Origin of the sequence: Haloarcula sp. CBA1122 (assembly GCF_009741785.1) — an archaeon.
GTDB classification, from domain to species: Archaea; Halobacteriota; Halobacteria; order Halobacteriales; family Haloarculaceae; genus Haloarcula; species Haloarcula hispanica.
In genome coordinates this window covers 19,944-28,874 of record NZ_WPCB01000044.1, presented here as the reverse complement: position 1 = coordinate 28,874, position 8,931 = coordinate 19,944, and the positions used below count along the sequence as shown (strand labels likewise).

The 8,931-nt window shown below is 66.3% G+C and carries 8 protein-coding genes and 1 pseudogene; all 9 read right to left on the bottom strand.

The window, feature by feature from the left end; all coding sequences use genetic code 11:
- A pseudogene (locus tag GJ630_RS15300) lies at nt 1-563 on the bottom strand (phosphate ABC transporter permease); the annotation flags it as partial.
- Complete coding sequence (locus GJ630_RS15295; protein WP_023843305.1) at nt 560-1,240, bottom strand: molecular chaperone TorD family protein; 681 nt, start codon at nt 1,238-1,240, stop codon at nt 560-562. The gene GJ630_RS15295 and the pseudogene GJ630_RS15300, both read right to left, overlap by 4 nt.
- Entirely contained in the window at nt 1,240-2,073 is an 834-nt protein-coding gene (locus tag GJ630_RS15290; protein ID WP_191450233.1) for an ethylbenzene dehydrogenase-related protein, read from the bottom strand. Before GJ630_RS15290 ends, GJ630_RS15295 begins: the two co-directional genes overlap by 1 nt.
- 92 nt (nt 2,074-2,165) lie before the next feature.
- Nucleotides 2,166-3,242, bottom strand: coding sequence for a 4Fe-4S dicluster domain-containing protein (locus GJ630_RS15285; protein ID WP_191450231.1), 1,077 nt, complete (start codon nt 3,240-3,242; stop codon nt 2,166-2,168).
- Nucleotides 3,239-6,097: a molybdopterin-dependent oxidoreductase gene (locus GJ630_RS15280; RefSeq protein WP_151103482.1), complete on the bottom strand. Its 2,859-nt coding sequence runs from the start codon at nt 6,095-6,097 to the stop codon at nt 3,239-3,241. The genes GJ630_RS15285 and GJ630_RS15280 overlap by 4 nt, the downstream gene beginning before the upstream one ends.
- A complete protein-coding gene (locus GJ630_RS15275) occupies nt 6,090-6,272 on the bottom strand; it encodes a hypothetical protein (RefSeq protein ID WP_008308780.1) in 183 nt (60 codons plus the stop codon). Before GJ630_RS15275 ends, GJ630_RS15280 begins: the two co-directional genes overlap by 8 nt.
- Entirely contained in the window at nt 6,269-7,663 is a 1,395-nt protein-coding gene (locus GJ630_RS15270; protein ID WP_050038196.1) for a cytochrome bc complex cytochrome b subunit, read from the bottom strand. The genes GJ630_RS15275 and GJ630_RS15270 overlap by 4 nt, the downstream gene beginning before the upstream one ends.
- Nucleotides 7,663-8,319 carry a ubiquinol-cytochrome c reductase iron-sulfur subunit gene (locus tag GJ630_RS15265; protein WP_014040596.1) on the bottom strand — a complete coding sequence of 219 codons (657 nt, stop codon included), beginning with the start codon at nt 8,317-8,319 and terminating at the stop codon, nt 7,663-7,665. Before GJ630_RS15265 ends, GJ630_RS15270 begins: the two co-directional genes overlap by 1 nt.
- Entirely contained in the window at nt 8,316-8,891 is a 576-nt protein-coding gene (locus GJ630_RS15260) for a hypothetical protein (protein WP_007190101.1), read from the bottom strand. Before GJ630_RS15260 ends, GJ630_RS15265 begins: the two co-directional genes overlap by 4 nt.
- Nucleotides 8,892-8,931 lie beyond the last annotated feature (40 nt).

Sequence of the window (8,931 nt, the reverse complement as noted above, 5' to 3'; positions counted from 1 at the left end):
CGCCCGCCCCAGTCTCGGCCGTTGATAGCGAGCGCCAGTCCGCCGCGGCGAACGCCGGCGTCGACGCGATGCCGAGCAGTGCCACGGTCGAGGCAACCGGACGGGAGGTCCGTCCAGCCGCCGACGCCGCTGGCCAGCCCGATGCTCAGCGCCGCGACGAGCAGGGCGACCGCGGCGGCCGAAACGAGGTCCAGCCGCCGACCCGAGACAGCAGCGACGGTCGCCGTCCCGAGGACGATTGCGGCGGCCGCCGGCAGTGCCGCCGCGCTACTGACCAGCGATAGCAGGCCGAACACGCCGACGAACAGCAGCCCGATGCCGGTGAGCGGGTCGGCGTCGGTGACGGCGACGGCGATAGCCGCGGCGGCGACGACGGCCGTGGACACGCCTGTCGCCAGGCCGGGCGAGACCGGAACGCCAGCGTATCCGGGCGCGTTGACGAACAGGACGGCGAGGTATCGAGCAGCGACCGCGACGGCCGCAGCGCCGACTGCCAGGTTCGCCAGCGAGTGGCTCCCGCCGTGCAGCAGCGGTCTGACTCGTTGTTGTAGCGCCGCCGTCATCGCTGGTCCTCCAGCCGTTCCGCGAGGTCGTTGCGGTCAGCGCGGACGAACGCCTCGAGCAGTTCGCCGAAGCCGCCGTAGATGTCGGTCCCGGGCTCGTCGGCCAGTCGGTCCGCGACGCCGGCCGCCGCGTGGCCGAGGTGGCGGTCATGGAAGTCCAGCCGAGCGATTGCGGCGTCCTCGCCGACGGCGGCTTCACGGCGGGCCAGATAGCCCGCGAACTCCAGCTCGTAGGTCAGCGCGTCGTGGTTGTCCCGCTCGTCCTGGTCGATTTCGAGGCCGTAGTGGCTGTAGGCCCGCGAGAGGTCGAGGTTCACGTCGTTCCAGGAGTGGTCCGGCCGGTATTTGGACTCGTACAGCGGGACCGGCGGCCCCTCCGCCTCCAGCGAGCCGTCGGTCCGGTCCGTGTACTCGCTGTAACCGAGTTCGAAGATGTCATTGTAGCGGGCCGCGAGCGTCTCGTAGTCGTCGTCGGTGGTGAGCGACGGGACGGACACGGCAAGGCCCGTCCGGTCGAGACACGCTCGCAAATCGGCTGCTAGCGTCCCGTCGGCCGCCGCGCTGTGGAACGACTCCTCGGGGTACTCGAACGCCTTGGCGAGCGTGGCGTACACCGCACCCCGGGCGGCGGCGTCCTCGTCGAGGTCGTCCATGGGGTCGGTTGGCGTGGTCGCCATCACTCGGCCCCCCGCGTGCGGTAGATGCCGAAGCTGGTGACGCCGACGACGGCGACGATGGCGATGCCGGCGACGGTCCACAGCAGCGTCTCGTAGGGCGGGCCCTGCGGGCCGCCGCTGAACGGGTAGTAGTGCCACTCGCTGACCGCTTTCTGGCCGGACCGCTCGCCGTTAGAGCCGTTCCAGACGGCGAAGGCCACGTCGAGGTCGCCGTCGGTCCGCAGGTCGGTCCGGTTCTCGCTCGGCGCGTCAAGCTGGCGCGAGTACACCACCGTCCAGGTGGCGTTGCCGCCGGTGCCGCTGTGACTCGCGTTCGCCTGGACGGTCGGGTTCTCGAACGGCGTGGTCGAGCCAGCGCCGCCGGCCAGCAGTTCCTGGGTTCCGGTCGCTCCGCTCCAGTACCAGACGTTGACCCGGTTGTCCGGGCCGCCCATCGCTATCGGCGGCCGGGAGCTCGTGTTCGTCGGGAACTGGACCGCGACCGCGTCGGCGAACTCCCGCGTGGCGTTGGCGTTCATGTCCCGAGTCGCGTCGTGCCACTCCAGGCGGACGTACAGTCGCTCATCAGTGCGAGCCGCCTGCACGTCGACTGTCTCGACGGACGTGTCGTCGGCGTTCGGGACGCTACTCGGGGCGCTCGCAAGCGGTACGTCCGAGGCCGGGACTTCTTCCCAGCCGTCGGCGTTCGGTTCGGCGAGGTCGGCCGTCGATACCTCGGAAACCGGGATTTCGTGTGCTGGCCGGGCGCTCACCATCGGCGCGGCCACCGTCGAGACGACGATGAGCGCCGAAAGCACCGCCGTGAGTGTGAGCGTGCGTCGGTGGTCAGTCATCGTTGACCACCCCCTGAGCACGCTCAGGGGCGGCCAACTGGGACCGCTCGCGGGCATCGCCCGCTCGCGTTTCCGAGCCGCGTAGCGGCTCGCTACTCATCTTCGAACACCTCCAGTCGGTACTGTTTGGCCGGGTTCTTGTCCTGAAGCAGTTCCATGAGCTCGCTGTCACCACCCTGTCGGACGCGCTGCCGGTGTGCGTCGATAGTGTCCAGCGCCTCGTCGACGCCGTCGCCGAACAGCTCTCGGAGGTACTGGCGTGGGATACGGTCGATGTCAACAGTCTCCCCGTCCTCCGTGTGCTGCCCGGGGGCAAAGGGCGGGATGTAGTAGACGTTCGGCTGCGTGCGGAACTCCGGATGGAGCGGCAGGGCCACTTCGTACTCATTGACGAGCTTGTGGATCGGACCCTCCTCGTCGTCGAGGAAGCCGACCAGCCGGAGCTGGGGCGGGCACTCCTCGGCACAGGCCGGGGCGAACGTCTCCCCGTCGGGGCCTTCCCCTTCGATGCGGGGGTAACAGAAGATGCACTTCTCGGATTTCTTCGAGACAGTGTTGTAGTACACCTTCTTGTACGGACACCCCTCGACGCAGTAGCGGTAGCCCCGACAGCGGTCCTGGTCGACGAGAACGATGCCGTCTTCCTGGCGCTTGTACAGCGCCGAGCGCGGGCAGGCCTCGACACAGGAGGGGTGGGTGCAGTGGTTGCAGATGCGCGGGAGGTAGAAGTAGTAGCTGTTGGGGTACTCGCCGGCCCCCTGGTCCTCGTCCCAGTTCGGTCCCCACTCCGCGCCGTCGCGGGGCCGCAGCGGCTCGTCGCTGCCCTCGTACATGATCTCCTCGTGGTTGAATTCCCAGGCGCGGCCGTAGTCCTCTTCGTCGGGAATCTCGCCGGGCTGGCGTTCCTTGTGCTCGCCGGATTTCCATCCGCCGCCGGAGTCCTCCCAGCCGCGGGGGTAGCCCTCGCCGGGCTTGGTCTCGACGTTGTTCCAGTACATGTACTCGCTGCCGCCGTCCTCCGTCCAGAGGTTCTTGCAGGCGATCGTACACGTCTGGCAGCCGATGCACTTGTTCAGGTCCATCACCATCGCGACCTGGTGGTCGACGCCGTCAGCGACGTTGACCAGCGTGTCCTCTTCGCCTTGGTCGTCCTGTTGGTCGGTACTCATTCGGTGTCACCTCCGCTCGGTCGGACATCGACACGCACGTCGCTGTTGACCCCGGTCGGCCCCCAGTAGTTCGGGAAGAAGTGCAGGTGTTCCCCGGTGTCTTCCGGGTACTGGACCAACTGCGTCGGCTTCATGTACATCGGGACGAGCGTGTTGAAGTTGTCCCGGTCGGGGTACTGGAACTTCTCCCAGGAGAAGAAGTGCCGGACGGTCCCCGGTTCGCTGGAGGGGTAGATCTTCGCTTGCACCTCTACCGCGCCAAGGTCGTTGTACACCTCCACGGTGTCGCCGTCCTCGATGCCCCGCTCTTCGGCGTCCTCGGGGTTGATGTACACCACCGGCTCCCCCCGCTGGAGCCTGAGCATCTTGGGGTCGTCGCGCCACGTCGAGTGGATGGACCAGCGACCGTGAGGCGTGTTGTACGACAGCGGGTAGTCCCCGCCAGTGTTCTCCGGCCCCTCCTTGTGGGTCGGGAGTTCCTCGCCGAGTTCGAGATACCAGTCGTGGTCGATGTAGTACTGCTGGCGGCCGGTGAAGGTCGGCCAGGGGTTCTTGTCGTGGACGTAGTCCTGCCACGGGACGTAGGCCTCGCCATCCTTGATGTCCGAACTCCAGTGGTCGCCAGCCTCGAGGAACCGCTGTGGCTGCTCGTCGATGTCGTCGAAGGTTATCTGCTCGTCGCTACCCTCGGGGTTGGTCTCCTCGGAGTGTTCGAGGATGAACTCCGCCGCGGCTTTGTCTTCGACGAGCCCTTCTTCCTCGCCGGTCTCCCAGTCGCGGACGTAGTCGTCGTAGATGGTCGTGAGATCGATGGTCCGGTCGAACTTGCGGTCCTCGATCGGCTCGACACCGCGTTCCTGGGCGCGCTCTTGTATCTTCTCGGCGAGCAGGCGGAATATCTCCCAGTCGGTCTTGGCCTCGCCGAGCGGTTCGACGGCCGGCGTGAACGGGTGCACGTAGGTGTGCATGTCCGTCTCCGAGAGATCGTACTTCTCGTAGTGGCTGGCCGCCGGCAGGACGATGTCGGAGTACATCGCCGTCGAGTCCATCCGGAAGTTGATGTCGACGACGAGATCGAGTTTGGGCCAGAGCTGTTCTTCGAGGGCGACGTTGCCCTTGGCCTGGTTGAAGTAGTTCCCGCGCCAGACGAACATCGTGGACGGGTCCGGTCGGTTCCCGTCGTCCCGTTCCTCGGGGTAGACCGGCATCCATCCCTTGTCGATGGACTCGCGTATCTTCTCTGCGGTGTCCGGATCAGTGTTGTCGAGGATGCCCGCGTGGAAGTAGGTCCACAGCGTCGTCGGCACGCCGCGGACGTTTCCGGTCGGGAACGAGAGCACCTTCCAGCCGTGGAACGACCAGATCTTCTCCTGGCCCACGTAGTGGTCCAGTCCGGTGCCGGGGTCGCCGAGATTGCCCGTCAGCGTCACGAGCAACTGGATGGCGCGGTTGCCCAGGTCGTTGTGGTACCAATCGTTGACGCCCTTGCCGTGGATGATTTTCGCGGCGTCGGCCTCGGCGAACTCGCGGGCGACCCGCTGGTAGGTGTTCGTCCCAACGCCGGTCTCTTCGTGGACAACGTCCGGCGTGTACTGACTGAGTTCGTCACTGAGGTTCTCCCAGACCGACCGGACCGCGACGCTGCCCTCGTCGGTGTCGACACTACGCTCGACCGAGAGCTGCGGGTCGAAGTCGAGTTCGATACTTAACGAGTAGTCCTTCTGGCCGTCCCGCTCGCCGAGCGAACCGGGTGCACGACGGAGGTTGCCGTCGGCGTCGACCATGACGAACACCTTGTCCGGGTCGTCGGCGTCCTCGGCGAGGCCGACCTCGCTCGCCCGGAGGAACTTGCCGGTGTCCTCCCGGACGAGCAGCGGCATGTCGGTCTGCTCTTTGAGGTGTTCCTCGTCGTGCAGCCCCTCGTCGACGATGGTCTGGGCCATGCCCAGCGCGAGCGCGGTGTCGCTGCCGCCGTGGGGCGAGAGCCACTCGTCGGTGTGGATGGCCGTCTGGGAGTAGTCGGTGAAGATACCGACCCGCTTTGCGCCCTCGTAGCCGGCGTCGAGGAAGTACTTCGCGTCGGGGATGCGCGTGACGTTGATGTTCGACCCCCAGGCGATGATGTAGTCAGAGTTGTGCCAGTCGGCGGATTCGGCGTTGTCCGTCTGGGTGCCCCAGGTGATCGGCTGTCCCGGGGGGAGGTCCGAGTACCAGTCGTAGAAGCTATGCGAGACGCCGCCCAGCAGATTGACGAGGCGGGAGCCGGAGGCGAACGACACCGGGCTCATCGCCGGAATCGGTGTGAACCCGGAGATGGCGTCGTACCGGCCCGCCTGCACCTCGTCGATGACGTGGTCGGCGATTTCGGTCAGCGCCTCGTCCCAGCTAATCCGCTCCCACTGGCCCTCGCCGCGCTCGCCGGTGCGGCGCAAGGGGTGGAGCACGCGCTGGTCGGCGTTGACGTAGTCCGTGTAACAGGCCCCTTTCTGGCACCCGCGCGGGTTCGGGTCGGGGAGGCTTTCGTCGAACGTCGGGTAGTCGCCGGCCTGTTCCTCGCGCCAGACCTGGCCGTCCTTGACGTAGACGTTCCACGAACAGGAGCCGGTGCAGTTGACGCTGTGGGTCGAGCGGGCGACGGAGTCCCAGTCCCACTCGTCGCGGTAGAGGTCCTCCCAGTCCCGATACGGATACGACCCGATGGGGTCGTCGACCGCTTCGAGGCCGTCCATGCCGTCGTCGGCGAAGGACAGCCCCGTCGCGCCAAGCAGCGACGCGGCTCCGAGACCGCGCACGAAGTCGCGGCGACTGATTCCCGCACTGTCCGTTTCGTCGTCAGTCAGGTCGTTTCTACTCATTGGTGATGAACACTGTCGCAGTCGCGCAGGCAGCCCCGACGATAGCCAGCGCGATGCCGGTCGGCGTGCTGCCGCCGACTTCGAGGCCGGCGGCGACCAGTACGAGGCCGACCAGCTTGCTCGTCGTATCCAGCAGGCGATACTGCCGCGCAGTCAGTTTGATGCTCGCAGTCATCCGTTCTCCTCCGATTCGGTGCTAGCCGTTCTCTCGTCTACTGCACCACCGTCAGCGGCTACGTCGCCCTCCTGTGACGGCGTGGGCTCGCCGTCCCGCAACAGCAGGTACGTGATGCCGCCGAAGACGGGTGGGACGACGAGCAGCGCCGCCGTCAGGATGGGGTTGACCACGTTCGTCGTCGTTCCGAGCACCTGGTCCGCGAGGATGTTGTTCATCCCCGCAATCGAGGCAATCATGATGAACGCGACGGCGGCCACGCCAACACCGGTCTGCCAGGCCCGGTCCAGCGGGTCCGCGGTGAAGTGGGTCGGCTCCGTCCGGTCGATGAACGGCCAGAGGGCGACCGCGGCAAACACCAGACCCGGGAGGACGATGCCGCCGATGAACTCCCCGTTGATGTGGGCCGGGCCGACGTTGAAGCTGATCTGTGGCAGGAGCTTCAGGAAGCCGTACACCCACATCAGGAACCAGTCCGGCATGATGAGTTCCGGCGTGGCCGCGGGGTCGTTCGGGCCGTACTCAGCGACGTTGTGGACCGGGAGCAGGCCCGCAAGTGCCGACAGCGTCGCTGCGGTGACGAAGAACACCACCGCGGAGACGGCGGCCTGGTTCGGGAACGCCGGCAGGCCGATGATGATGTCGTCGTCCTCCTCGTCGACGGACTGACGGCCGCCGGTCACGTCGCCGTCCCGCGGGGCCTCGGTGTGTTTCTGCCTGATGAGGATGGCCATGTGGACGGCTAAGCCCACGGCGATAGCCGCCGGTATCACGAGAACGTGCAGGAAGTACAGCCGCGGGATGGTGGCGCTGCTGGGGAACTCACCCCCGAACACCACTTGGCCGAGGAAATCACCTAACAGGGGTATGGATATCGTGAGGTTGTAACCGATACTCGTCGCTGTGGCGGCGAACTCGTCGAACGGCAGCGCGTAGCCGGTGTAGGCCGCCCCCATCGAAAGAGCCGCTAAACCGGTCCCGACGATCCAGTTTGGCTCCCGGGGGTTGCGGTACGCACCGGTGAAAAACACCCGTAACATGTGCAACCCGATGGAGGCGACAAAGAGGTGCGCCGCCCAGTGGTGGAGCCGGCGGATGAACATCCCGAAGGGCACGTCGTAGGTGATGTGCAACACCGAGACGAACGCTTCGGGCATCTCCTCGCCCTGGAACTTCTGGACACTGCCGTCGTACTCCACGTCGGAGGTCGAGGGCTCGAAGAAGAACCCGAGGAAGACCCCCGACAGGATCAGGAGGAGGAAACAGAACAGCGCCACCTCGCCCAGCAGGAACGAGTCCTCGGCCGGGAACGCCTTGCCGAGGAACGTCTGGCCGTTCTCCAGGTCGAGGCGCGTGTCGAACCAGTCGTAGACGGCTTTGGCGCGGGACATTATCCACCTCCGGGGCCGACTGGCCCCTCAAAGTCCCCGGTGGCGACGAGGAACCCGTCGCTGGTCACCGTGATCGGAAGCTGTGGGAGCGGTCGCCCCGGCGGGCCGCCACTGACCGCCGCCCCTTCCAGGACGTTGAACTTCCCGAAGTGACAGGGGCAGACGACCAGGTCGTCCTCCCGGTCCGACACCATACAGCCGGCGTGGGTACACACTTTCGAGAAGGCAGCGTACCCGCTGACGGTGAACCCTTCTGCGATGTCGCTGCCGTAGTCGGACTCGGCGTAGCGTACCAGTAGCGTCGGGGCATCCTCGATGCCGGGCCGGGGCTCCGGGAAGACCGTTATGTGTTCGCCTTCGGAGAGTCGCTCCTCGGTGATGCGCTCGCCCTCGCTGTCGACGAGGTGGATGCCGTCGGAGTACACCGGTCCCTTGTACCCCCGCTCGAACACCTGCGTGGTGCTGGCAAGCGGCGCGGTGAGGCTGGCGACGGCAGTCAGGCCGCCGACGGTCGCGAGGAACTTCGCGAAGTCCCTGCGACGGAGTTCCGCGCGGGCGTCCCCGTACAGCGTCGGGGACGTACCGGTGGCCCCCTCACACGAGCAGTCATCGCCCTGTTCCTCGTCGTCGTCATCGGGTTTCGGATAGTCTATCATTCGTGCCCCCTGATCTCGGCGACTTCGACGTGTGGCATGAACCAGGCGTAGTACGCGACCGTCGAGAGCGCGAGCGAGAGGAACATCCCGGTCGCGTACAGCCCGAAGTACTGGGTGCGGGCGAGCGTGAGGTACTCGCCGGTGAACAGCGCCGCGAAGACGATAGACAGGACCGTCAGCCCGCTCATGGCGACGAGTCCCTCTATGGCGTCCGAGGCGTCGTGGTACTCGACGACCCAGCGGTGCTCCGTGTTGAGCCACGGTAACGAGACGGTCCCGCCGTCGGTGACCGGCTCGGCGTCGTCAGGCGGCCGGACCGCCCTGTTCATGAACTGGTGGGCGGCCGTCAGCACGCCCACGAGACCGAACAGGGCGACCCAGACGACGACACCGACCTGGCTCGGTGACAGCTTGTTCGGCGTCTCTACTGGGCTTTCGAGCGGCCGGATGTCGCTGACGCTCTCGTCGATAGCGATTTCTTCCGACGGTGGCTCGCCGTGTAAAGCGACGTACCACATCGGCAGCAACACCGCTGTTATCAACAGACCGATGAGTATCGTGTTGCGTCTCATAATCTTGTGTTATCTCGGTTCGCCAGCGATTCGAACGGCT

What these genes read in the sequence shown, in the direction of transcription:
- GJ630_RS15260 (WP_007190101.1), bottom strand. Translation starts at nt 8,891, where the DNA reads ATGAGACGCAACACGATACTCATCGGTCTGTTGATAACAGCGGTGTTG.
- GJ630_RS15265 (WP_014040596.1), bottom strand. Translation starts at nt 8,319, where the DNA reads ATGATAGACTATCCGAAACCCGATGACGACGACGAGGAACAGGGCGAT.
- GJ630_RS15270 (WP_050038196.1), bottom strand. Translation starts at nt 7,663, where the DNA reads ATGTCCCGCGCCAAAGCCGTCTACGACTGGTTCGACACGCGCCTCGAC.
- GJ630_RS15295 (WP_023843305.1), bottom strand. Translation starts at nt 1,240, where the DNA reads ATGGCGACCACGCCAACCGACCCCATGGACGACCTCGACGAGGACGCC.
- GJ630_RS15285 (WP_191450231.1), bottom strand. Translation starts at nt 3,242, where the DNA reads ATGAGTACCGACCAACAGGACGACCAAGGCGAAGAGGACACGCTGGTC.
- GJ630_RS15275 (WP_008308780.1), bottom strand. Translation starts at nt 6,272, where the DNA reads ATGACTGCGAGCATCAAACTGACTGCGCGGCAGTATCGCCTGCTGGAT.
- GJ630_RS15280 (WP_151103482.1), bottom strand. Translation starts at nt 6,097, where the DNA reads ATGAGTAGAAACGACCTGACTGACGACGAAACGGACAGTGCGGGAATC.
- GJ630_RS15290 (WP_191450233.1), bottom strand. Translation starts at nt 2,073, where the DNA reads ATGACTGACCACCGACGCACGCTCACACTCACGGCGGTGCTTTCGGCG.